The organism is Amycolatopsis sp. FBCC-B4732, from assembly GCF_023008405.1.
In the GTDB taxonomy this organism is placed as follows: Bacteria; Actinomycetota; Actinomycetes; order Mycobacteriales; family Pseudonocardiaceae; genus Amycolatopsis; species Amycolatopsis pretoriensis_A.
Map to the genome: position 1 here is coordinate 8,422,539 of NZ_CP095376.1, position 22,305 is coordinate 8,444,843.

Below are 22,305 nucleotides of genomic sequence, written 5' to 3' on the forward strand. Positions count from 1 at the left end.
GCTGCTGCTGGCGGGACTGTGCACCGTGGACGTCGTCCAGCGGGTCACCGAACTCCCGGCGCCGGGCGAGAAGGTGCAGTCGCTGTCGGTGGACGTCGCGGCCGGTGGGCCCGCGACGAACGCCGCGGTGGCGGCCGCCGCGCTCGGGGCCGAGGCGACCCTGCTGACCGTCCTCGGTGCACACCCGCTGGCGGCGCTCGCCCGCGCCGACCTCGAAGCGCACGGGGTCCGGCTGATCGACCTGGCGCCCGGCCTGCCCGACCCGCCGCCGGTCAGCGCCGTCGCCGTCCGCGACCGCGACGGCGAGCGCACAGTCGTCTCCCGCAACGCCAGAGACCGCACTTTCCTAGGGAAAGTTCCAAGTTTTGGGGCGAGTGGGGCTGATGTGGTGCTGGTGGACGGGCATTATCCGGAAGTTGCGCTGACGGTCGCCAGAGCGGCCAAGGCAGCGGGGGTGCCGGTCGTGCTCGACGCCGGCAGCTGGAAGCCGGTGCTCGACGAACTGCTGCCGCTGGTCGACGTCGCCGCCTGCTCCGCGCACTTCAGCGCGCCGGAACCCGGCCTCCACCAGCGCGGCGTCCCCACCGTCATCACCACCGCCGGGCCCGGCCCGGTGCGGTGGTCCACAGCGGACGGCAGCTCGGGTGAGGTGCCTGTACCCGCCGTCGAAGCTCGGGACACACTAGGTGCGGGCGACGTCTGGCACGGCGCGCTCGCCGTGGCCGTGGCACGCGAACCGACGGTAGCGGACCGGATCCGCTTCGCGAACGAGGTGGCCGCCGAACGGGTGCGGCAGGTGGGACCGCGGTCGTGGCCGGCCGCGATCGCAGGAAGGAACAGGAAATGACGGCGTTCGACGACCTCTTGGCCCGGGCCGAGGGCCTGACCGTGCGCGGGCAGCGCAACGTGCTGGGCATCATCGGCGCGCCCGCTTCGGGCAAGACCACGCTCGCGTGGGCGCTGGCTAACGCACTCGGCTCGCGCGCCGCGGTGGTCGGCATGGACGGCTTCCACCTCGCACAGGTCGAGCTGCGCCGGCTGGAGCGCACCGAGCGCAAGGGCGCGCCGGACACGTTCGACGCGGCCGGCTACTACCACCTGATCCGCCGCCTCGCCGAAGGCCGCGAGACGGTGTACGCGCCGGAGTTCCGCCGCGAGATCGAGGAGCCGATCGCCGGCGCGGTCGCCGTGCCGCCGGAGGTCCAGCTGGTCATCACCGAGGGCAACTACCTGCTGCTGCCGGACGACCCGTGGAGCGCCATCCGGCCGCTGCTCACCGAGGCGTGGTTCCTCGCGCCGGACGAGCCCGAGCGGATCGAACGTCTGGTGTCGCGCCACCGCCGTTACGGCCGTTCGCTGGTCGAGGCCCGGCGCCGCGCGCTCGGCTCGGACCAGCGCAACGCCGACCTGATCTCGCAGACGCGGGACCGCGCCGACCTGGTGCTGGAGAACCTGCCGCTGGCGAACTTCGCGATTTGAGCGTCCTGATCGTCACCGGCGGCAGCCGGGGGATCGGTGCGGCCGTCTGCGCGCTGGCGGCCTCGCGCGGCCACGACGTCGTCGTGAACTACTCGGGTGATCCGGTGCCCGCGGAGGAGGTCGCCGCGGAGGTGCGGGCGGCGGGCCGCCAGGCGCTGTCGGTGCGCGCCGACGTCTCCGTGGAGGACGACGTCGTCGCTCTGTTCGACGCGGCCGCCGAGCTGGGTCCGGTGACCGGGCTGGTCAACAACGCGGCGATCACCGGCAACACCCCCGGCCGGCTGGACTCCTACGAGGCCGACGTCGTCCGGCGCACCCTCGACGTCAACGTGACGGGGGTGTTCCTGTGCTGCCGCGAGGCGGTCCGCCGCATGTCGACCCGCTACGGCGGCGAAGGCGGCGCGATCGTCAATATCTCCTCGACGGCGGCGCGCACGGGCTCGGCCGGGGAGTGGGTGCACTACGCGGCGTCGAAGGCTGCAGTGGACACGCTGACGTTCGGGCTGGCCCAGGAGGTCGGCGGCGAGGGCGTGCGGGTCAATTCCGTGCGCCCGGGCATGATCCGCACCGGCCTGCACGACGCGGCCGGCCTCCCGGACCGCCTCGACCGGCTGGCCCCGCAGATCCCGATGGGCCGGCCGGGCGAGCCGGCGGAGATCGCCGAAGCCGTGCTGTTCCTGCTGTCCGCGGCATCGACGTTCACGACGGGAGCGGTCCTGGAAGTCGGTGGCGGCCGGTGACCGGCTGAGTACTGTCCGGAAGACGTGAATGACCTTCGGTCACCGGCGTCCGCCTGCTGAGACGCCCGGAGACGGCGAGATCACGATCGGACGCGGACTTGGTCACCTCGGTTTCGGTAGGCGAACGCTGTGCAACTCTGGGAAGCCGCCACTCGAAAGGACGGCTTCGGAAGCCATGGCCAAACTCATGTCCGTGCACCACCTCGCGCTCACCGTGACCGACGTGGACCGCAGCGTGCCGTGGTACGCCCGCGTTCTCGACCTCGAGGAGGTCCTCCGGCGCGAAGAGCCGGACACGGGTCTGCGGAAGGTCGTGCTCCGGTCCGCCGGCGACGAGTTCTCCGTGGTGCTGGTGCAGCACGCGGACACCGGCAGACGCGGCTTCGACGAACACCGAGCGGGCCTCGACCACGTAGCGTTCCGGGTCAGCTCGACGGCGGAACTGGCCGAGTGGGAGACCCGGCTGGCGGAGTTCGGCGTTTCTTACCTGCCGATCGCGCCGTCCCGCACGTTCGAGGGCTCGAAGGTGGTCGTGTTCCGCGATCCGGACGGCATCCAGCTCGAGATCTGGGCCGATCCCGAGCTCTGAGCTTCAGCTTGCTCGCCGACTGCTCCTCGGGGTCGCTTCGCGGCCGGGGTGCCTGCGGCTTGAGTGCTTCCCGCCCTGACGTCGTGAACGACTCGTTCAGCGCGCCGGACGTCATGAAAGGGTCGTTCATGTCGTCCGCAGGCCGGGCCGATCCCGAACTCTGAGCTCCAGCAAGTTCCGGCGTGCTTGCCGAGTTGCTCCTCGGGGACGCTTCGCGGCCGGGGTGTTTGCGGCTTGAGTGCTTCCCGCCCTGACGTCATGAAAGACCCTTTCACCTCGCCAGATGCGGTGAACGACTCGTTCATGACATCCGCAGGCGGGCCGATCCCGAACTCTGACGCCTCAGGCTCGGGCGTCGTCGCGTTCTTCGACCGGGCGGCGCATCTCCTGGCGGTAGCGCAGCACTCCCCAGCCCGTGCCGACCACGAAGAACGCGATGCTGATCCACAGCGCCGCCGTCTTCAGCCACGGCAGCGTGTCCAGCAGGCCCGCGCCGTAGTAGCCGAGCAGCACCAGTGTCGGCACCCACAGTAGGCCGCCCAGTGCGGTCGCCGCCATGAAGCGGCGGGGGTCCATCCGGGCGGCGCCCGCGATCAGCGGGGCCAGCGTGCGGATCCACGGGATCCAGCGGGCCGCCACGATCGCGAAAAAGCCGCGCTTGTCCAGGAACCGCTGCGCGCGGTCGAGGGCCTGGCGGTTCAGCACCTTGCCGTCGCGGCGCGCGATCAGCTTCGTGCCGCCGGTGCGGCCGATGTAGTAGCCGATCTGGTTCCCGAGCACCGCGACGATCAGCGCGGCCCCCGAGAGGAACCACGCGTTCGCGTCCGAACCATGCTGGGCCAGCACCACGCCGGCCCCGAACAGCAGCGAATCGCCGGGCAGGAACAGCCCGATGATCAGCGCGCATTCGACCAGCACGAAGCTCAGCACGATCACCCAGACGAGCAGCGGACCGGCGGTGTCCAGCCAGCTCACGCCGACGCCCGTGGCCTCGATGCTCACGACGTTCACACCGGAAGCCTACGTGGCCGAGGTGAACACCCCGCGGCGAACGGTCGAATCCGGCTGTCCGGAATATTCAGTTCTACGAACGGTGAAGGCCCCCTCACCAGCGGTGAGAGGGCCTTCGGCCACCCGGGGAACTCAGAACTGCGGCAGCGACTCGCCCTGGACCGCTTCGACGTCAAGCTCGATCTTCACCGTCGTGCCGACCGCCGCGACGCCCGCCCGGACCATCGCGCTGTAGTTGATCGCGAAGTCGTTCCGGTGCAGCGTCGTCTCCGCGTGGAACGCCGCGCGCACGCCGCCCCACGGGTCCGGGCCCCAGCCGCCGTAGGTCAGCTCGAGCTCGATCTCGCGGCGCTCGCCGTGCAGCGTCAGCTCGCCCACCAGCGTCCACGAGTCCACGCCGCGCTGGCGCAACCCGGTGCTCGTGAACGTGATGACCGGGTGCACGTCGACGTCGAGGAAGTCCGGCGACCGCAGGTGGTCGTCACGCATCTTGATGCCGGTTTCGATGCTCGCCGCCTTGATCTCGGCGTGCACCGACGAGCGCTCGGCCGGGCGGCCGATCTCGATCCGGCCGGACACGTCCGGGAACCGCGCCTTGATGCTCGCGATGCCCAGGTGCCGCGCGGTCGCCATGACCGACGAGTGCATCGGGTCGATCACCCACGGCCCGGCGGGCGGCAGGTCGATCGCCTCGGCGACCGGGGCCAGCACGACGTCGCCGAGCGAGCCGGAGCCGTCCGAGGCGACCTGGGCCGTCCGGGCGATCGGGGTGTACCCGGCCGCTGTGACGACGGCGGTGTACGCGCCCGCCGGGAGGGCGTCGGTGACGACCTCCCCGCGGACGTCGGCCGCCTGCCGGGCGACCTGCCGGCCGGCCGGGTCCGTGACGGTGAGCACCGCGTGCTCGACCGCCCAGCCCTCGGCCGTCCGGAAGGTCGCGCGCAGACCGGTCATGACCGGTCGACCAGCTCGTCGAGGGCCTGGTCGTAGCTCAGCCGGACGTCGTGGTCGGCTTCGCCGCCGGTCAGCTCCACCTGGCTGGTCGCCGGCGGGTAGCCGCTCGCGACCACGGTGTACGCGCCCGCGGGCAGGTCGCTGACCACGTACCGGCCTTCGCCGTCGGTCCGGGCCACGGCGGCCACGTTGCCTTCGGCGTCGAGCACGGTGATCCGCGCGTCCGGCACGATCCGGTCGCCCTCGGTCCGCGCGGTGCCGCCGAGCAGCACCGAGCTGGCGAGCTCGACGTCGTGGCGCAGCACGCCGCTGTCCGGCACGGTCAGCGTGAGCGCGACGGGTCGGTAGCCCGAGCCGCTGGCGACCAGGGTGTAGGCCCCGGCGCCGACCCCGACGAAGGCGTAGGTGCCGTCCGCGGTCGTGATGAACGCGCCGTTCACCTCGCCCCGGCCGTCGGTCAGCGTCACCGTCACGTTCGCCAGCGGGGCGCCGGTCGCGGCCGCCCGGACGGTGCCGGTCAGCTCGCCGGAGCCGGTGAGCGTGACGTCGACCGTGGCCGGCCCGTTGCTGATCACGACGCTGGAGGCCTGCGGCTGGTGGCCGTGGGCCGACACGATGAGGACGTACGCGCCCGGGCCCTGGCTGGGCACCGAGTAGCTGCCGTCCGCGGCACCGGTGGCCCGCGCGACCTGGCGGCCGCGCTGGTCGATCAGCGTCAGCGCGGCACCCGAGACGTGGCTGCCGTCCTGCCGCCGCACGTGCCCGATCACCGGCACGCCGCCCGTGCCGACGGGGACGTCGACCTCGGAGTCCGCGATCGAGCTGGTGATCGGCATCGGCAGCGCGCCCGACACGGCCTGGTAGTCACCGTGCCCGTTGGTGCTCAACGCGTGCTTCCCGCCGCCGACCAGCGCCGGCTCGCGGCCGGCCGGCCGGACCGGCTCGACGATCTCGGTGGGCTCGTCGGCGAAGTCGTGCTCGTCCGCCTCGAGCAGCGCCTCGCCGCCCTCCATGGCCGCCGCGGCCGGGGCCGCGTTGGTCAGCGGGATCTCCTTCATGAACAGCAGCACGATCGTGGCCAGCAGGGCCACGCCACCGGCGATGTAGAAGACCGTCGTGATCGACTCGGTGAAGCCGACCAGGATCGGCGTCTTGATCGCGTCCGGCAGGGACTGGATCACGCTGGTGTTCTCGGACAGGTTGCCGATGTTCGCGCCCGCGCCTTCGGGCAGCTTGCCGCCGAACGCCTTCGTGATGTTCGGCATCAGGGTGTTGAACAGGACCGTCAGGAAGATCGCGACACCGGCGGTACCACCGATCTGGCGGAAGAACGTCGCCGACGCGGTCGAGACGCCCATGTCGCTGCGCGGGCCCGCGTTCTGCACCGCGATGATCAGCGTCTGCATGCACTGGCCGAGGCCGAGGCCGATGATGGCGGCCGCGACCAGCGGGTGCCACAGCGGCGAGTCGTACTTGACCTGCGCGAAGAAGAACGCGCCACCGGCGATCAGGATGGTGCCGACGATCGGGAAGATCTTGTAGCGCCCGGTCTTCCCGGTGAGCCGGCCCGAAACGATCGAGCTGGTCATGATGCCCGCCATCAGCGGCAGCATCAGCAGCCCGGACTCGGTCGGGGTGTAGCCCTGCACGACCTGCATGAACTGCGGGATCATCGTGATCGCGCCGAACATCGCGACACCGACGATGACGCCGCCGATGATCGCCACGGTGAACGTGGAGTTCTTGAACAGCCGCAACGGGATCAGCGCGGCGTCCTTCATGATCTTCTCGACCAGGATGAACGAGATCACCCCGACGCCGCCGACGACGTAGCAGAGGATCGCCTTGCCGTCGCCCCAGCCCCACTTCTGGCCCTGCTCGGCGACGATCAGGAACGGCACGACCGCGACGACCAGCGTCAGCGCGCCCCACCAGTCGATCTTGTGCTCGTGGCGCTGGTGCGGCACGTTCAGGACCTTGGCCACGACGAACAGCGCGATGATGCCGATCGGGACGTTGATCAGGAAGACCCAGCGCCAGCCGTGCAGGCCGGCCAGGCTGTCGATGCCGGCGAAGAAGCCGCCGAGCACCGGGCCGAGCACGGTCGACAGGCCGAACACGGCCAGGATGTAACCCTGGTACTTCGCCCGCTCACGCGGCGGCACGATGTCGCCGAGGATGGTCATGGCCAGCGACATCAGACCGCCGGCGCCGAGGCCCTGCACCGCGCGGAACGCGGCCAGTTCGTACATCGACGTCGAGAAGGTCGACGCGGCGGAACCGGCGACGAAGATGCCGATCGCGGCCAGGTAGAACGGCTTGCGGCCGTAGATGTCGGAGAGCTTGCCGTAGATCGGCGTGACGATCGTCGAGGTGATCAGGTACGCCGTGGTGGCCCACGCCTGCAGGTCGAAGCCGTGCAGGTCGTTGGCGATCTTGACGATCGACGTACCGACGATCGTCTGGTCGAGCGCGGCGAGGAACATGCCGCACATCAGGCCGCTCAGGATGGTGACGATCTGGCGGTGGCTCAGCCGGGGTGGTTGACCCACCTCGGGCTGCGCGACTGCTTCGGTGGTGGAACTCATGCGTTGGCCCCCTTGGCCGGAGCACCGGCGGACGCGTGCGCGTCGGCCAGTTGTGGAGAGTGGTTCTCGATACCTGTGTTGAGTCGGCCGAACAGCTTGTTCAGGGTCTGGACCTCCCCGTCGGTCCAGTCCCCGAGCACTTCGGCCAGCCATCGGTTGCGCTGCTTGCGGTTCTCTTCGAACACCCGCATGCCCTCGGAGGTCGGCGCGAGCAGGCACGCCCGGCCGTCCTCGGGGTCGGCCTGGCGTTCCACCAGGCCGTGCTGGACGAGGGAGCTCGACTGCCTGCTGATCGTGGAGATCTCGGAGTGGAGCGACTCCGCGAGCCGGCTGGTGCGCTGCGGGCCCTCGTGGATGAGGGTGAAGAGGATCGCGTACGCCGCTCGCTCGATGCCGTCCGGGCCCTGCTTCGAAACCTGCGACTTCGCCTTGTTGATCAGGCGGACCAGGCGCACGAGCTCGTGGCCGAGCTGGTCGGCGAGGTCGAGTTCGGCGTTGGGCCGGGTGGCGGAGCTGTTCGGTGCCATGCGGGATCCTTCAACGGCGTTGGTTGGCGGCTGCAACTAGTTGCCTCAGGCAAGGATGTGCCTTCACCACCGGTTATGCAAGCGGACGCGCGTTCGATGTGTCCGAACACACTTTAGTTGCCGTATGCAAGCAGATTTCCTCCGGGCTGCTCTCGGAACAACCGCGGTCTCCGGCGGTTGCAGGAGGTATGACTGACGACACAGCCTTGAAGGACTTCCTCGCCGCCCACCGCCACGGCGTCCTGGCCACCATCCGCCGCGACGGGCGGCCGCAGCTGTCCACCATCACGCACCTGTACGACCGGGAATCGGCCACGATCATCGCGTCGATCACCGAGACCAGGGCGAAGACGAAGAACATGCGCCGCGATCCGCGGGTGACCTACCACGTCGGCAGCGAGGACGGCTGGAGCTACGTGGTCGCGGAGGGGAGCGCTTCGCTGACGGCGCCGGCGGCCGCGCCCGACGACGCGACGGTCGAGGCGCTCGTCGACTACTACCGCCGCGCGGCGGGCGAGCACCCGGACTGGGACGAGTACCGGGCGGCGATGGTCACCGACCAGCGGGTGCTGCTCACGATCCACGTCGACAAGCTGCTCGGCCTGGTTCGCTGAGGGCTGGGAGACGTCCGGTCCCGGGAGCGGGCCGAAGTGTCTTCGGCGCAAGGCCGGGGCCAGCCGGTACGGCGACTTCGCCGGGACTCTGACGCGGTGAACGACTCTTTCATGACGCCGGACGCGGTGAACGACTCCTTCATGACGCCTCGGGTCGGCGTGCCGGTCGGCTGCCCCCGGCCGACGGGCTGCTCCGCGCGGCTGGTTTTGAAACTTTAGTTCCGCAGTGCGGACTCTGCGGGCTTACCATGAGGCCATGAGCAACGAAGCCCTGGTCACCAAGCTGCGCGACCTGCTCGGCAAGAGCGCCGTGCTCACCGACTCCGACGTCACGGCGTCGTACGCGCGCGACATGATGCCGCTGGCGCCCTCCGGCAAGCCCTTGGCGGTGGTGCTGCCGGCGAACACCGAGCAGGTGCAGGCGGTGGTCAAGGCGTGCGCCGAGGCCGGGGTGCCGATCGTGCCGCGCGGCGCCGGCAGCGGCCTCTCCGGCGCCGCGAACGCGATCGACGGCTGCGTGACGCTGGCGCTGACCAAGCTGAACGAGATCGTCGAGATCGACCCGGGCAACCGGCTCGCGGTCGTCCAGCCGGGCGTCGTCAACCTGGACTTCCGCACCGCCGTCGAGAAGCACGGCCTGTTCTACCCGCCGGACCCGTCCAGCTACGACTGGTGCACGATCGGCGGCAACCTGTCGACGAACGCGGGCGGCCTCTGCTGCGTGAAGTACGGCGTGACCACCGACTCGGTGCTCGGCCTCGAGGTCGTCCTGGCCGACGGGTCGCTGCTGAAGACGGGCCGCCGGACGGTCAAGGGCGTGGCCGGCTACGACCTGGCCCGCCTGTTCGTCGGCAGCGAGGGGACGCTCGGCGTCATCACGCAGGCGACGGTCCAGCTCAAGCCACTGCCCCAGGCCCCGGCCACGCTGGTCGCGGGCTTCAGCACGACCGAGGCGGCGGGCGAAGCGGTGGCGCGGGTCGTCCGCGAAGGGCTCGTGCCGTCGTTGCTGGAGATCATGGACGCGTCGTCGATCAAGGCGTCCGAGACGTACCTGAAGACGGACCTCGGCGCGGGCTCGGACTGCCAGGCGCTGCTGCTGGGCCAGTCCGACGCCGGCGGTGAGGTCGCCCGCCGGGAGCTGGCGGCGCTGGAGCAGATCTGCGTGGATTGCGGCGCCGACCTGGCGTACACGACCGAAGACCTCGAAGAGGGCCGGATGCTGCTGCAGGCCCGCCGGGTGGTGCTCACCGCCCTGGAGACGTACGGGATGTGGCTGACCGACGACGTCTGCGTGCCGCGGACGCGCATCGCCGAGCTGATCCGCGGCTGCGAGAAGATCAGCTCCGAGGTCGGCCTGCGGATCGCGGTGGTCGGGCACGCCGGCGACGGCAACATGCACCCGACGATCGTCTACCAGCCCGACGACCCGGACGAGTTCGCGCGGGCCCAGCGTGCGTTCGACGAGATCCTCGAGGTCGGTCTGTCCCTCGGCGGCACGGTGACCGGCGAGCACGGCGTCGGCAAGATCAAGCGCGAGTGGCTGGCCCGGGAGATCGGCCCGGTGGGGCTGCGGGTGCACCGGGAGATCAAGCGGGCGCTGGACCCGGAGAACCTGTTCAACCCGGGGTCGATGTTCTCGATGACCTGAGCCGCACCCCGGCGACGAAAAGGGCCCCACCGCCGACCGGTGGGGCCCGGATCTCGAAAGCTGTCAGTCCTTGATCCGCGGGATCCGCTGCGTGACGTCCGGGTCGGCCGACTGCAGGGCCGCCTTCTTCTCGCGGCGGGACTTCAGGATCTCCAGGCCGATCGGGACCACCGACACCAGCACGATCAGCACGAAGATCGCGTCCACGTTGTCGCGGATGAAGCCGATGTTGCCCAGCAGCGAGCCGAGGACCGTGATGCCGGCCGCCCAGAGGATGCCGCCGATGACCGTGTACGTAAAGTAGCGCTTCGGGTCCATGCGGCCGATGCCCGCGATCCACGTGATGAACGTCCGCACGAACGGCACGAACCGGGCCAGCACGACCGCCTTCGGGCCGTGCTTCTCCAGGAATTCGTGCGTCTTGTCGACGTACTCGCGCTTGAAGAACTTCGAATCCGGCCGGTTGAACAGCTTGGGCCCGGCGAAGTAGCCGATGTAGTAGCCGACCACGTTGCCGAGCAGGGCCGCGACCGTCACCAGGACGCAGACCAGCCACAACGGCGCGTCGAGGGTGCCGTTCGCGATGAACAGGCCGGCCGTGAACAGCAGGGAGTCACCGGGCAGCACCGGGAAGATGCTGCTCTCGATGAAGATGATCAGGCACAGCACCGCGATGACCGGCGTCGTCAGGCCGCTCAGCAGGTGCTGCGGGTCCAGCCATGACGGCAGCAGCGACATCGTGTTGACCGTGCTCTGGGCGAGAATCACCTGGAAAACGGTACAGGGTCACCCTGAGTCGTTACTGAGACCCGTCAGACCAGCGTCAGCAGGCCCACGACGGATCCCGCCGCGAGGCCCAGCAGCACCGCCAGCAGCAAGATCCAGTACGCGGGCAGCTGCGCCGACGAACGCGGCGGCGGAGGCGGCGCCGGTGCGTACGCCGTGGGTGCTTCGGACGCCGCGTCCAGCGCCGCGCGCTCGCGCTCCAGCGAGTCCGCGCCGGCGCCCGAGAGCAGGCCGTACGCCGAGGGCAGCTCGTTGATCGCGCTGGTCGGGACGGCGTCGGTGCCCGGCTCCGGCTCGCGGGCGGGCGCCGGTGACGCCGAAGGGGCGAAGACGGCTTGCGCGCGAAGGGCGTCCGCCAGCAATTGCTCGGGGTCCTTCGGCTCGCTCATCTCCGCCCGTCTCCTCGTGCTGAAAACCCTAAGTGCTCAAGGTAGCCGTACCCACTTCGGCGACCCATTCACCCCGGCGCAGCACCTTCGACGGCCGCAGGCCCTCGTCGAGGACCACGATGTCGGCCTCGTAGCCGGTGCACAGCATGCCGGTGCGGTCCGCGATGCCGAGCAGCTCCGCGGGCCGCTGCGAAGTCGCGTGCACCGCGTCGAGGATGCCGAGTTTCGCACCCCCGACCAGATTGCGGAAGGCGGTGTCCATGGTCAGGGTGCTGCCGGCCAGCGAGCCGTTGTCCGCGAGCGTCGCGACGCCGTCGTGGACGTCGACCTCGAGGCGGCCCAGCGTGTAGCGGCCGTCGGCGGCGTCGGTCGCCGACATCGCGTCGGTGATGAGGACCGTGCGGTTGCGGCCCGCGTGCTTCGCGGCCAGCCGGACCACCGTCGGGTGCAGGTGGACGAGGTCGCAGATGAGCTCGATCGTGATGCGCTCGTCATCGAGCAGGGCCCCGACCGGGCCGGGTTCGCGGTGGTGGAGCGGGCGCATCCCGTTGAACAGGTGCGTCGCCACCGAAGCGCCCGCGTCGATGGCGGGCAGCAGCTGCTCCTCGACGCCGTCGGTGTGGCCGATGGCGGCGATGACGCCGGACTCGGCCAGCTGGCGGACGGCCTTCACACCGCCGTGCAGCTCGGGGGCGATGGTGACCATCCGGATCGCGCCCTGGCCCGCGCGCAGGAGCTTCTCGACCGTGCCGGTGTCCGGCTCGAGGAGCGTCTCCGGGTCGTGGGCCCCGCAGCGGGCCTTCGAGATGAAGGGCCCCTCCAGGTGGATGCCCGCGACCTCGCCGTCCTGCACGATCTCACGCAGCGCGGCCACCTGCTCACGCAGGATGTCGACCGGATCGGAGACCAGGCTGGCCAGCATGGTCGTGGTGCCGTGACGGCGGTGCGCCCGCACCGCCGTCAGGAGTTCCTCGGGATCGAGGGAGGTGAACGAAGCACCTCCCCCGCCGTGGCAGTGGGTGTCGATGAACCCGGGGACGACGAGCGCCCCTCCGACGTCCACGTGCTCGCCGGACGGCGGGGTCCCGGAACCCACGCCGGCGATCCGCCCGTCGGAGACGGCTACCCAGCCGTCGTCGAGTACACGGTCCGGGGCGGCGACCCGGCCGCCCATGATCACGAAATCTCCGGCGCCTCTCACGCACCCCAGCATATATTGGTCTGGACCAAGCATGGTGATACGACTCAGTGATCGGAATGGTCCACCCGGGTCACTGTGGGGCTTGCATGGCCTTCTGGAGCGCCTCGAGCGCCCGGCTGGCGGTCGATTTAACGGTACCCTTGGAGATGCCCGCCGCCTCAGAGATTTCGGCTTCACTCAGCCCTCCGTAGTAACGGAGCACCAGAACTTCGCGCTGGCGGGGCGGCAGTTTGGACAATGCGGACACGACGGCCTGGTGCTCGCTGGAGAGCATCGCGAGGCTCTCGGCGGACCGGGCGTTGACGGCGTGCGGCGGCACGTACTCGCGGGCGGTCTTGCGGCGGCGCAGCACGCTGCGCGACCCGTTGACCACGGCGGTGCGCAGGTAGCCGACGGCGGCCGCGGCGTCCCGGAGCCGTCCCCAGTTGCGGTGCAGGCCGGTGAAGGCCTCCTGGACCACGTCTTCCGCCGTCGCGGGTTCGTCCACCAGCAGAATCGCCAGCCGGACCAGCCGCATCCGGTGCTGCCGGTAGAGGTCTTCGAGGGTCAGCGGCGCAGCTGCCTGCGCCGGGGCCGGCCCGTCCATGACCCGCAGCTGGCCGAGGGTTGCCTCGACACTGCGTTCCGCATTGCCCTCGAGCATGAACCCCTGCCTGTCTCCGACCCCGGTTTGCACGGTGTGTCGCGTCAGCAGGTTCACGGTATTCACAGCGCTCACACAGGTACTGACGCACGCCCAGCCTATCGGGTTGGCCTCCTGTCGCCACAGATCGGATGCTGGGACGCGATCAGGGCCCGGGTAGCGTCGGTCCCGTCCCGCCCCTGCCCAGCCCCGGAGATCCACATGGCCTGGTACCTCGTCGAAATCACCTACGTCCAGGAGAAGCTCCAGGAGGTGCGGCCGCGGCACCGCGAGTTCCTGAGCGAGCTGGCCGCGCAGGGCCGCGTCGCGGTCGCCGGCCCGCTCGGCGACGGCACCGGCGGCCTCACGCTCTACCAGGCCGACGACGAAGCCCACCTGCAGGAGACGCTCGACAAGGACCCGTACGCGCTGGAAGGCGTCGTCGCCGAGCGGACCGTCCGCGAGTTCAAGCCGGTGATCGGCGCCTGGCTGCCCCAGGGGTCATAGGTCGAGCACCGCGGGGCCGCGGTCGACGCAGATCCGCATCGACCCGCCGTCGGCCGTCGGCACCGCGCAGGTCCCGCAGAAGCCCTGGCGGCACGAATACGGCGTCGCCGGCCGCGTTTCGAGGAGGACGTCGAGCGCGGTCCGGTCGCCCGGGACGTCGAGGACCTGCCCTGACCGGCGCAGCGTCAGCCGGAACGGCTCCCCGGCGACGATCGGCGGCGGCGCGAACCGCTCGAAGTGCACGGCGGCGCTGGTCAGCGCCAGATCGACGCGGACGCCGGCGATCATCGGCACCGGGCCGCAGCAGTACACCGCCGCTTTCTCGGGGATGCCTTCGAGCAGTTCCGCGCCCGAGGCCGGGACGCCGTACTCGGTGTCCGGGCGGATCCGGACGCGGTCGTCGGCCGGCAGTTCGGCCAGGAACGGCATCGACTCGCGGCTGCGGCCGGTGTAGACCAGCCGCCAGTCCGCGCCGGCCGCACTCGCCGCGTGGACCATCGGCAGGATCGGCGTGATCCCGATGCCGCCCGCGATGAAGAGGAACGGGCCCGCGCCGACGAACGGGAACGCCGTCCGCGGGCCGCGCACGGTCACCCGCGCACCGGGCCGCAGGGCGTGGACCTCGCCGGACGCGACGCCGATCTTCCGCACGGCGATGCGGTAATGATCCTTTTCGGACGGATCGCCGCACAGCGAGTACTGCCGGACGAGGCCCGACGGCAGCACGAGGTCCAGGTGCGCGCCCGGCCGCCAGCCCGGCAACGGCGTGCCGTTCGAGAGCCGCAGGCTGACGACGTCTTCGGCTTCGGCTCGAACCGCTTCGACCACGAGCGAAAGGTTCCGGTCGACCGCGCGCACCGGCGGCCGCCGTCTCCCGCTGAACCCCGACATCCGCCGGTAGGCACCCACAACGCCGACCAAAGTGGACAGCAGCAGGTCGGTCCGGCCACTCCCGTCCAGCCGCCCCGGCCACCCCAGCCCCGCACTTTCACGTGAAAGTGCGGCGCCCAGGTGGGCACTTTCACGTGAAAGTGCGGGATTCGAGGGGGTCACTTCGGTGCGTCCGCCGCCCGGGCGGCCGGTGAACTCGCCAGGTACGCCACGGCCTGCTCGGTACTTCCGGTCTCCGTCGGGTGGTAGCTCTTCCGGAAGTACGGCCGGATCTCGCGCAGCAGCTGACCTCCGCTCGGCAGCAGTCCCCGCTTCGCCGCCCGCCGGTAGGCCCGCAGGGACGCGCGGCCGGGGCGGGTCGGGTCGTTGCGCATCAGGTACCGCGTGCCGCGCGCGAAGACCCACGCCAGCACCGGCGTCACCGCCGCCATGCTGCGGACCCGGCGCGTGTACCGGCCGTCGAGGTGCATGAACAGGTCGAACGCGACCGACCGGTGCTCGACCTCCTCGGCGCCGTGCCAGCGCAGCAGGTCGAGCATGACCGGGTCGGCGCCGGCCTCCGCCAGGGGCGCGTCGAGCACCCACTGGCCGAGGAACGCGGTGTAGTGCTCGATCGCGGCGATGATCCCCAGCCGCTCGACCAGCCACTCCTCGGCGGCCCCGCCGGTCAGGTCGCGGTCGCCGAGCAGCTTCCGGAACAGCCACTCCATCTGCGCGATGAAGGGCTGCACCCGCACGCCCGCGCTTTCGAGGTGCGCCGCCGCACCGTCGTGGGCCTCGGCGTGCACCGCCTCCTGGCCGATGAAGCCGAGGACGTCCGCCTTGAGCCGCTCGTCGCGGATCAGCGGGACGGCCTGCTTGAAGACCTCGACGAACCAGCGCTCGCCTTCGGGCAGCGCCAGGTGCAGGACGTTGATGGTGTGCGTGGCCTGCGGTTCGCCGGGGATCCAGTGCATCGGCAGCGCCGCCCAGTCGAACTCGACGTCCCGGGCGTGCAGCACGAGCTGCTCCTCCGGCGAGGTCACGACGCCCGGCCGGACAGCTCGTAGTCGGCCGGGTCGACCTTGCGCGTCTCCAGCCAGTAGCGCCAGGTGAAGCCGGGCCAGATCGTCCGGTTGACGCCCTTGGCGTCGAGGTACCAGCTCTTGCAGCCGCCCTGGGTCCAGACGCCCTTGACCAGCTTGTCCTGGATCTCCTGCTGGAACTTCTCCTGCACACCCGGCCGGACGTCGAGCGCGGCCGCGTCACGGGAGTCGGCGAGCTTGATGGCGTCGACGACGTACTTCGACTGCGACTCGATCATGAACACGACGGAGTTGTGGCCCAGTGCGGTGTTCGGGCCGAGCAGGAAGAACAGGTTCGGGAAGCCGGACACGGTGATGCCCTTGTGCGTCCGCATCCCCTCGGCCGCCCACTCCTTGGCGAGGTCGCGGCCGTCGACGCCGGTGATGTCGAGGTACTCCAGCGCGTCGGTCACCTTGAACCCGGTGCCGTAGATGATCGCGTCGACCTCGTGCTCGACCCCGGCGGAGTCGACGATCGAGTGCGCCTTGACCTCCTTGACGCCCGAGGTGTTGACGTCGACGTTCGGCCGCGCGAGCGCCGGGTAGTAGTCGTTGGAGATCAGGACGCGCTTGCAGCCCATCGTGTAGTCGGGCGTGACCTTCTTGCGCAGCGCGGAGTCCTTGATGCCCTTCGCGATGTTGCGCTTCGCGATCAGCTCGCCGGCCTTCATGATCGCCGGGTGGCCGTTGAAGCCGATGGCCCGCGCCTCGAGCAGCCAGTAGAGCGCGTTGCGGTAGAGGCGCTGGGTGCCCGGGACGCGCTTGAACAGCGTCTGCGCCCACGACGGCATCGCGTGGTCGGGCTTCGGCATGATCCACGGCGGCGTGCGCTGGAACAGCGTCAGCTCGGCGACGTCCGGGGCGATCTTCGGGACGAACTGGACCGCGCTCGCGCCGGTGCCGACCACGGCGACCTTCTTGCCGCGCAGGTCGTATTCGTGGTTCCACTGCGCGGAGTGCCAGGTCTGGCCCTTGAACTCCCCGATCCCGGGCAGTTCGGGGACCTGCGGGATGTGCAGGCCGCCGACGCCGGAGACGAGGAACTGCGCGACGAACTCGCGGCCGTCCTTGGTGGTCGCCGTCCAGCGGCGCTCCCGCTCGTCCCAGTGGGCGCCGGTGAGCTCCACGCCGAACCGGATCTTCTCGCGCAGCCGGTACTTGTCGGCGACGCCCTTGAGGTACTCGAAGATCTCCGGCTGCGGCGAGAACGACCGCGACCAGTCCGGGTTCTGCTCGTACGAGAACGAGTACATGTGCGACTGCACGTCGCACGCGCACCCGGGGTAGGAGTTGTCGCGCCAGGTGCCACCCACCTCGCCGGCCTTCTCCAGGATCACGTAGTCCCGGATGCCGGCCTTTTCGAGCTGGATCGCCTGGCCGAGCCCGGAAAACCCGGTGCCCACGATCACGACCTTGAACCGCTCGGTCATCTGTCGGCCTCCGCTGCTTCGAGGAAACTGCGGAAATGACGTTACCTCAAGTAACAGTTACTTGGAAGTACTGGCTACTGATCAGTACGTCCCGCCGAGCTTGCCGTGGTTCCAGCTGGCGACCTTGGTCGGCCGGAAGATCAACCCGACGCGCTTGGGGGCCTGACCTGCGATGAAGGCCCTCAGCTCGTCGGGCACGGGGTCGCCCGGCTTGGCGCCCGCGTACCGCTGCATCAGCTCGATCCCCATCCGGGTGACCTCGGCGGTGTCCTCGACGATCTCGACGTCGGCCTCGAACGAAACGCCGCGGAGCTTCTCGTAGCTGTCTCCGTCCTCGACGAGCACGGTCGCTTGCGCGAGCCGCCGGAAGTTCTTGGCCTTCTGCGAGGTGCCGTACGTCCAGGTCGCGACGCCGTCACCGTGCGGGAAGTACCAGAGCGGCGCGAGGTGCGGCCGCCCGTTCGGGCCGACGCTGGCGACGTTGATGACCTGCTGCCCGGCGAGGTACTCGCGCACCTCGTCCTCGGTCATCCGGATCTGGTCGCGACGGGACATGTTCACCCCTTGGTGGCGGCTCGTCCACCGTGGCCGGTGACCGCCGACTCGAACGCGCCGCGTGCCTCGATGTCGGCCAGCGCGGCCTTGTCCGCCGAAGGTACCCGGCTGCGGGACCCGATTTCGACGATCGGCGGCAGGAACGCGCGAAGCAGCTTGAGCCCGCCGACCCAGCGCGGCACGTGGATGGTCCGGGCGCGCTTGAGGATGCCCGCTTCGAGGTCGTCCAGCGCGGTTTCGAGCGGGTAGGTCTTGCCGATCAGGCCCGGCATCGACGCGCGGAGCTTGCCGAACACCGGGTGCGCGTCGGCGCTCTCGACCAGGTCGGTGCGGATCCACGTCGGGTGCGCGACGCCGACCTTGACGCCCAGGTGGGCGACCTCGGCGCGGAGGCTGTTCGAGAACGCTTCGACGCCGGCCTTGGCGGCGGAGTAGTTGGCCATGCCCGGCGCGTGCGTGATCGCGGCGAGGCTGGAGATGGCCAGCAGGTAGCCCTTGCGCTCGATGACGTGCGGGAGCGTGACGCGGAACGTCCGCCAGACGCCGAGCAGGTCGACCTCGATCACCTTCTCGAACGCGGCCTTGTCGACCGAGCGGACGAAGCCCGCGGTCGCGATGCCGGCGTTGGCGATGACGACGTCGATCCCGCCGAAGTGCTCGACGACGCCCGCGGTCGCCTTTTCGAGGGCGTCCCAGCTGGTGACGTCGGCTTCCCAGGCGTGCGCGTTCGGGCCGATCCGGTCGGCGACCTTCTTCTGCTCTTCGGCTTCGAGGCCGACGAGGGCCACCTTCGCGCCGCGGGCGGCGAGCCGTTCGGCCAGCCCGGCGCCGATGCCGCGGGCGGCGCCGGTGATCAGCACGACCTTCCCGTCGACCTTCTTGGTGCCGCTCAGCAGCGAAAACGGGTTGGCCACGGTGCCCTCCTTGATGTCACTTGAGGGCACCGTACCTCAACTTACCCGCAGTAAGCTACCCAAGAGTAGGCGCCACTTTCCCTACGAAAGTGACGCCAGCTCGTCGGGGGACAGCGTCAAGGTCACGGACGCGATCAGGTCGGTCAGCTGCTCGGTCGTCCGGGCGCTGGCGATCGGCGCGGCCACCGTCGGCTGCTGCCGCAGCCAGGCGAGCGCGACCGTGGCGACCGCGACGTCGTGCGCCTTCGCGACCTCGTCGAGCTTCGCCAGCACGCGCTCGCCGCGTTCGTCCAAATAGGACTCCGCACGGGCGGCGCGCGGGCTGTCGGTCACGGCGCCCTTCGTCCGGTACTTGCCGGTGAGGAAGCCCTTCGCCAGCGAGAAGTACGGCAGCGTGGCCAGGCCTTCGCGGGCGACGAGCGGGGCCAGGTCGCGCTCGTAGTCCCGCTCGAGGAGGTTGTAGTGCGGCTGCAGCACGGCGTACCGCGCGAGCCCGTTGCGGTCCGAAGTGGACAGTGCTTCGGCGAGCCGTTCGGCGGTGTAGTTCGACGCGCCGAGGTAGCGCACCTTGCCCGCGCGGACCAGCGCGTCGAACGCTTCGAGGGTCTCCTCGAGCGGGGTGTCGGGGTCGTCGCGGTGGGCGTAGTAGAGGTCGATGTGGTCGGTCTGGAGGCGGCGCAGCGAGTCCTCGGCTGCGGCCTGGATGTTCTTCGCGGACAGGCCGGGGCGGCCCTCCCACATGCCGACCTTGGTCGCGACGACGACGTCGTCCCGGTTGCCGCGCGCGGCCAGCCAGTTGCCGAAGATCTCCTCGGAGCCACCGCCCCCGCCGTAGAGGTCGGCGGAGTCCACGAAGTTGCCGCCCGCGGCGGTGTAGGCGTCGAGCACGGCGAAGGACTGCGGCTCGTCGGCCGTCCAGCCGAAGACGTTGCCGCCGAGGTTGAGCCCGTACACGTCGAGGTCGGTGTTTCCCAGCTTGGTCATGCCTTCGACGGTAGTTCGCCGATCCGGGAGGAAAATCGCCGTCCCACGCGTTGGAGTGTTCCATGGCTATCGAACTGGGCAAGCTCGGGATCTGGCGGTACCACGCAAACGTCGACGCGAAGTTCGCGGCGGAAGCGGAGAAGCTCGGCTACGGGGCGATCTGGCTGGGCGGCTCACCCGGCGTCGCCGACCTCGCGTCGGTGGACGACCTGCTCGCGGCGACGGACTCGCTGGTCATCGCGACCGGCATCGTGAACATCTGGCAGGACGAACCGGCGGCGATCGCCCGCGTGTACGAGCGCATCGCGGGCAAGTACCCGGACCGCTTCCTGCTCGGCGTCGGCGCGGGCCACCGCGAAGCGACGAAGGAGTACAAGAAGCCGTACGCGGCGCTGGTCGACTACCTGGACGGCCTGGACGCGGCGGGCGTGCCGGTGGCCGGGCGCGCGCTGGCGGCGCTGGGTCCGAAGGTGGTGGAGTTGTCGGGCGCGCGCACCGCGGGCGCGCACCCGTACCTGACGACGCCGGAGCACACCCGCTCGACGCGCGAGATCCTCGGCGCGGGCCCGCTGCTGGCGCCGGAGCACAAGGTCGTCTTGTCGACCGACCCGACCGAGGCGCGGGCGATCGGCCGGCAGACGGTGAAGTACTACCTGGGGCTGTCGAACTACGTCGCCAACCTGCGCAAACTCGGCTTCACGGACGCCGATCTGGAGGGTGAGGGCAGTGACTCCCTGGTCGACGCGCTGGCGCTGCACGGCGACGCCGCGACGATCGCGCGCGGCCTGTCGGCCCACCTCGAGGCGGGGGCGGACCAGGTCGTGGTCCAGGTCCTGAACGAGGACCCGTGGCCGGGCTACCGCGCGCTGGCCGCCGAGCTGCTGTGATCCCCGTCCGGCCGCCGGGGCGCCCGGCGGCCGGGCACACCCTTCTGAACCGATCCCACGTGCGGAAAAGTTTCTGCGCGGGGACCGGTGTGCGGCGGCGGTACACCTCGTACGATGCGGTCGGGACCCATCCCTGCCAAGGAGGAATACCGATGCCCATCGCGACCCCCGAGGTCTACGCGGAGATGCTGGACCGGGCGAAGGCGAACGAGTTCGCCTACCCCGCCATCAACGTGACCTCGTCCGAGACCGTGAACGCCGCCATCCGCGGGTTCGCCGAGGCGGAGAGCGACGGCATCATCCAGTTCTCCACCGGCGGCGCCGAATTCGCCTCCGGCCAGAAGGTCAAGGACATGGTCGTCGGCGCCACCGCGCTGGCCGAGTTCGCGCAGGTCGTGGCCGCGCGCTACGACGTCAACGTCGCGCTGCACACCGACCACTGCCCCAAGGACAAGCTCGACGGCTTCGTCCGCCCGCTCATCGACATCTCCGCCGAGCGGGTCAAGAACGGCCAGAACCCGCTGTTCCAGTCCCACATGTGGGACGGCTCCGCCATCGACCTCGACGAAAACCTCGAGATCGCCGCGGAACTGCTCGCCAAGACCGCCGCCGCGAAGATCATCCTCGAGGTCGAGATCGGCGTCGTCGGCGGCGAAGAAGACGGCGTCGAAGCCGAGATCAACGAAAAGCTCTACACCGCCGAAGGCGACTTCCTCAAGACCATCGACGCCCTCGGCTCCGGCGACCGCGGCCGCTACCTGCTGGCGGCGACGTTCGGCAACGTCCACGGCGTCTACAAGCCGGGCAACGTCAAGCTCCGCCCCGACGTGCTCAAGGGCGGCCAGGAAGCAGCAGCGAAGAAGCTCGGCCTCGACGCGGGGTCCAAGCCGTTCGAGCTGGTCTTCCACGGCGGCTCGGGCTCACTGCCGGAGGAGATCCGCGAGGCGGTGTCCTACGGCGTGGTGAAGATGAACGTCGACACCGACACCCAGTACGCGTTCACCCGCCCGATCGTGGACCACTTCTTCAAGAACTACGACGGCGTGCTGAAGATCGACGGCGAGGTCGGCAACAAGAAGGTCTACGACCCGCGCTCGTACCTGAAGGCCGCCGAGGCCGGGATGGCGCAGCGCGTGGTGGAGGCTTGCCAGGCCCTGGGCTCGTCGGGCACGAAGCTCAAGTAGTCACGCGCGAAGGGGCCGCACTTTCACGTGAAAGTGCGGCCCCTTCGCCGTGTTCAGACCTCGACGACTTCCAGCAGGTTCTCGAGGCCGCGGAAGTCCTTCGCGTTGCGGGTGTACAGCGGCAGGCCGTGCACGGAGGCGATCGCGGCGATCATCAGGTCCATCTTGCGCGGCCGTGGATCACGCTTTGCGGCTACGGTAAGCGCTGCCAATGAGCCGAACCGCGTCGAGGCATCGGCATCGAACGGAAGTGGCACGTAGTCCACGAGAGCCGCCGCGAGATCTTCTGTGCGCGCGGCCTTGGTGGCTGGGTTCTTCGCCAGTACGACGCCTTGGTGGAGTTCGGCCATCGTGACTGTCGTGATCTGGTGGACGACGGGCAGCTTCTCCGGGTCCAGGTCGACGAGGTCGAGGTAGACGCAGGTGTCGAGCACACCCAGTTCGTGTCGCTCAGCCACGAGACCGTTCCCACGGGTTGTCGTCGTCGGTCAGGCGGTCTTCGCCGAAGAACTCGTCTGCCTCACGACGCAACTCTGCGGCGTCCACACGGGGTAGCCGCCGACGCCGTGCGATTATTTCCTCGGTGGTGAGCTGGCGCCGCCGAGTCAACGGTCGCAGCTCGGCGATCTCCACGCCGTTGCGTGTGACATGGAAGGTCTCACCCGCCTCGACGGCGTCCATGACCGCGGCAGAGCCATTGCGGAGCTCGCGCTGGCTGATTATCTGCATGGGCTAAGTGTA

25 protein-coding genes are annotated in these 22,305 nt (G+C 70.0%); 9 read left to right on the forward strand and 16 right to left on the reverse strand.

Annotation, left to right across the window (positions count from 1 at the left end):
* Window position 1 precedes the first annotated feature (1 nt).
* From MUY14_RS37915 to MUY14_RS37930, 4 genes are all read left to right on the forward strand, one after another.
* Window positions 2-847, forward strand: a complete 846-nt coding sequence (locus MUY14_RS37915; RefSeq protein ID WP_247025446.1) for a PfkB family carbohydrate kinase — start codon at window positions 2-4, stop codon at window positions 845-847.
* Entirely contained in the window at window positions 844-1,479 is a 636-nt protein-coding gene (locus tag MUY14_RS37920) for a nucleoside/nucleotide kinase family protein (protein ID WP_125308919.1), read from the forward strand. Before MUY14_RS37915 ends, MUY14_RS37920 begins: the two co-directional genes overlap by 4 nt.
* Window positions 1,476-2,219, forward strand: a complete 744-nt coding sequence (locus tag MUY14_RS37925) for an SDR family oxidoreductase (RefSeq protein ID WP_247016720.1) — start codon at window positions 1,476-1,478, stop codon at window positions 2,217-2,219. Before MUY14_RS37920 ends, MUY14_RS37925 begins: the two co-directional genes overlap by 4 nt.
* Before the next feature lie 175 nt (window positions 2,220-2,394).
* Entirely contained in the window at window positions 2,395-2,808 is a 414-nt protein-coding gene (locus MUY14_RS37930; RefSeq protein WP_247016722.1) for a VOC family protein, read from the forward strand.
* Between the two features lie 342 nt (window positions 2,809-3,150).
* Here MUY14_RS37930 and MUY14_RS37935 read toward each other — a convergent pair whose 3' ends face one another.
* The 4 genes from MUY14_RS37935 to MUY14_RS37950 all read right to left on the reverse strand — a co-directional run bounded on the left by MUY14_RS37935 (window position 3,151) and on the right by MUY14_RS37950 (window position 7,888).
* Entirely contained in the window at window positions 3,151-3,819 is a 669-nt protein-coding gene (locus MUY14_RS37935) for a DedA family protein (protein ID WP_247016724.1), read from the reverse strand.
* A gap of 132 nt (window positions 3,820-3,951) precedes the next feature.
* On the reverse strand, window positions 3,952-4,773 hold the full coding sequence (locus tag MUY14_RS37940; protein ID WP_247016726.1) for a YceI family protein: 822 nt from the start codon (window positions 4,771-4,773) through the stop codon (window positions 3,952-3,954).
* A complete protein-coding gene (locus tag MUY14_RS37945; protein ID WP_247016728.1) occupies window positions 4,770-7,361 on the reverse strand; it encodes an MFS transporter in 2,592 nt (863 codons plus the stop codon). Before MUY14_RS37945 ends, MUY14_RS37940 begins: the two co-directional genes overlap by 4 nt.
* Complete coding sequence (locus MUY14_RS37950; RefSeq protein WP_247016730.1) at window positions 7,358-7,888, reverse strand: MarR family winged helix-turn-helix transcriptional regulator; 531 nt, start codon at window positions 7,886-7,888, stop codon at window positions 7,358-7,360. The genes MUY14_RS37945 and MUY14_RS37950 overlap by 4 nt, the downstream gene beginning before the upstream one ends.
* A gap of 188 nt (window positions 7,889-8,076) precedes the next feature.
* On the opposite strand from MUY14_RS37950, the gene MUY14_RS37955 reads away from it, so the two are divergent.
* Window positions 8,077-8,502 carry a PPOX class F420-dependent oxidoreductase gene (locus MUY14_RS37955; protein ID WP_247016732.1) on the forward strand — a complete coding sequence of 142 codons (426 nt, stop codon included), beginning with the start codon at window positions 8,077-8,079 and terminating at the stop codon, window positions 8,500-8,502.
* A gap of 256 nt (window positions 8,503-8,758) precedes the next feature.
* Window positions 8,759-10,150 carry an FAD-binding oxidoreductase gene (locus MUY14_RS37960; protein ID WP_247016734.1) on the forward strand — a complete coding sequence of 464 codons (1,392 nt, stop codon included), beginning with the start codon at window positions 8,759-8,761 and terminating at the stop codon, window positions 10,148-10,150.
* Window positions 10,151-10,213: 63 nt separating this feature from the next.
* On the opposite strand, the gene MUY14_RS37965 is transcribed toward MUY14_RS37960, so the two are convergent.
* The 4 genes from MUY14_RS37965 to MUY14_RS37980 all read right to left on the reverse strand — a co-directional run bounded on the left by MUY14_RS37965 (window position 10,214) and on the right by MUY14_RS37980 (window position 13,169).
* A complete protein-coding gene (locus MUY14_RS37965; protein ID WP_247016736.1) occupies window positions 10,214-10,918 on the reverse strand; it encodes a DedA family protein in 705 nt (234 codons plus the stop codon).
* Between the two features lie 44 nt (window positions 10,919-10,962).
* Window positions 10,963-11,325 (reverse strand): hypothetical protein, encoded by a 363-nt coding sequence (locus MUY14_RS37970; protein WP_247016738.1) that lies wholly within the window; start codon window positions 11,323-11,325, stop codon window positions 10,963-10,965.
* A 28-nt stretch (window positions 11,326-11,353) separates the two neighbouring features.
* On the reverse strand, window positions 11,354-12,505 hold the full coding sequence (gene nagA, locus MUY14_RS37975; RefSeq protein WP_247025447.1) for an N-acetylglucosamine-6-phosphate deacetylase: 1,152 nt from the start codon (window positions 12,503-12,505) through the stop codon (window positions 11,354-11,356).
* Between the two features lie 91 nt (window positions 12,506-12,596).
* Window positions 12,597-13,169 carry a SigE family RNA polymerase sigma factor gene (locus tag MUY14_RS37980; RefSeq protein ID WP_247025448.1) on the reverse strand — a complete coding sequence of 191 codons (573 nt, stop codon included), beginning with the start codon at window positions 13,167-13,169 and terminating at the stop codon, window positions 12,597-12,599.
* 201 nt (window positions 13,170-13,370) lie between these two features.
* Here MUY14_RS37980 and MUY14_RS37985 point away from each other — a divergent pair, with 201 nt between their 5' ends.
* Window positions 13,371-13,655 carry a YciI family protein gene (locus tag MUY14_RS37985; RefSeq protein ID WP_247016740.1) on the forward strand — a complete coding sequence of 95 codons (285 nt, stop codon included), beginning with the start codon at window positions 13,371-13,373 and terminating at the stop codon, window positions 13,653-13,655.
* Here MUY14_RS37985 and MUY14_RS37990 read toward each other — a convergent pair.
* The 6 genes from MUY14_RS37990 to MUY14_RS38015 form a co-directional block, all read right to left on the reverse strand.
* On the reverse strand, window positions 13,650-14,708 hold the full coding sequence (locus MUY14_RS37990) for a PDR/VanB family oxidoreductase (RefSeq protein ID WP_396126616.1): 1,059 nt from the start codon (window positions 14,706-14,708) through the stop codon (window positions 13,650-13,652). The genes MUY14_RS37985 and MUY14_RS37990 overlap by 6 nt on opposite strands.
* Window positions 14,705-15,571, reverse strand: a complete 867-nt coding sequence (locus tag MUY14_RS37995; RefSeq protein WP_247016742.1) for a metal-dependent hydrolase — start codon at window positions 15,569-15,571, stop codon at window positions 14,705-14,707. The genes MUY14_RS37990 and MUY14_RS37995 overlap by 4 nt, the downstream gene beginning before the upstream one ends.
* A complete protein-coding gene (locus tag MUY14_RS38000) occupies window positions 15,568-17,040 on the reverse strand; it encodes an NAD(P)/FAD-dependent oxidoreductase (RefSeq protein WP_247016744.1) in 1,473 nt (490 codons plus the stop codon). The genes MUY14_RS37995 and MUY14_RS38000 overlap by 4 nt, the downstream gene beginning before the upstream one ends.
* Window positions 17,041-17,121: 81 nt before the next feature.
* Window positions 17,122-17,595 (reverse strand): pyridoxamine 5'-phosphate oxidase family protein, encoded by a 474-nt coding sequence (locus MUY14_RS38005; protein ID WP_247016745.1) that lies wholly within the window; start codon window positions 17,593-17,595, stop codon window positions 17,122-17,124.
* Between the two features lie 2 nt (window positions 17,596-17,597).
* A complete protein-coding gene (locus MUY14_RS38010; protein WP_247025450.1) occupies window positions 17,598-18,509 on the reverse strand; it encodes an SDR family oxidoreductase in 912 nt (303 codons plus the stop codon).
* Between the two features lie 81 nt (window positions 18,510-18,590).
* Window positions 18,591-19,493, reverse strand: coding sequence for an aldo/keto reductase (locus tag MUY14_RS38015; protein WP_247016746.1), 903 nt, complete (start codon window positions 19,491-19,493; stop codon window positions 18,591-18,593).
* Between the two features lie 62 nt (window positions 19,494-19,555).
* Between MUY14_RS38015 and MUY14_RS38020 the strand changes: the two genes are divergently transcribed.
* Window positions 19,556-20,380 carry an LLM class F420-dependent oxidoreductase gene (locus MUY14_RS38020; protein ID WP_247016747.1) on the forward strand — a complete coding sequence of 275 codons (825 nt, stop codon included), beginning with the start codon at window positions 19,556-19,558 and terminating at the stop codon, window positions 20,378-20,380.
* Window positions 20,381-20,532: 152 nt separating this feature from the next.
* Window positions 20,533-21,564 (forward strand): class II fructose-bisphosphate aldolase, encoded by a 1,032-nt coding sequence (gene fbaA, locus MUY14_RS38025; protein ID WP_247016748.1) that lies wholly within the window; start codon window positions 20,533-20,535, stop codon window positions 21,562-21,564.
* Between the two features lie 53 nt (window positions 21,565-21,617).
* On the opposite strand, the gene MUY14_RS38030 is transcribed toward fbaA, so the two are convergent.
* Both MUY14_RS38030 and MUY14_RS38035 read right to left on the reverse strand, forming a co-directional pair.
* Window positions 21,618-22,022: a type II toxin-antitoxin system VapC family toxin gene (locus MUY14_RS38030; RefSeq protein WP_247016749.1), complete on the reverse strand. Its 405-nt coding sequence runs from the start codon at window positions 22,020-22,022 to the stop codon at window positions 21,618-21,620.
* Window positions 22,015-22,293, reverse strand: coding sequence for a type II toxin-antitoxin system Phd/YefM family antitoxin (locus tag MUY14_RS38035; RefSeq protein WP_247016750.1), 279 nt, complete (start codon window positions 22,291-22,293; stop codon window positions 22,015-22,017). Before MUY14_RS38035 ends, MUY14_RS38030 begins: the two co-directional genes overlap by 8 nt.
* Window positions 22,294-22,305: the final 12 nt, after the last annotated feature.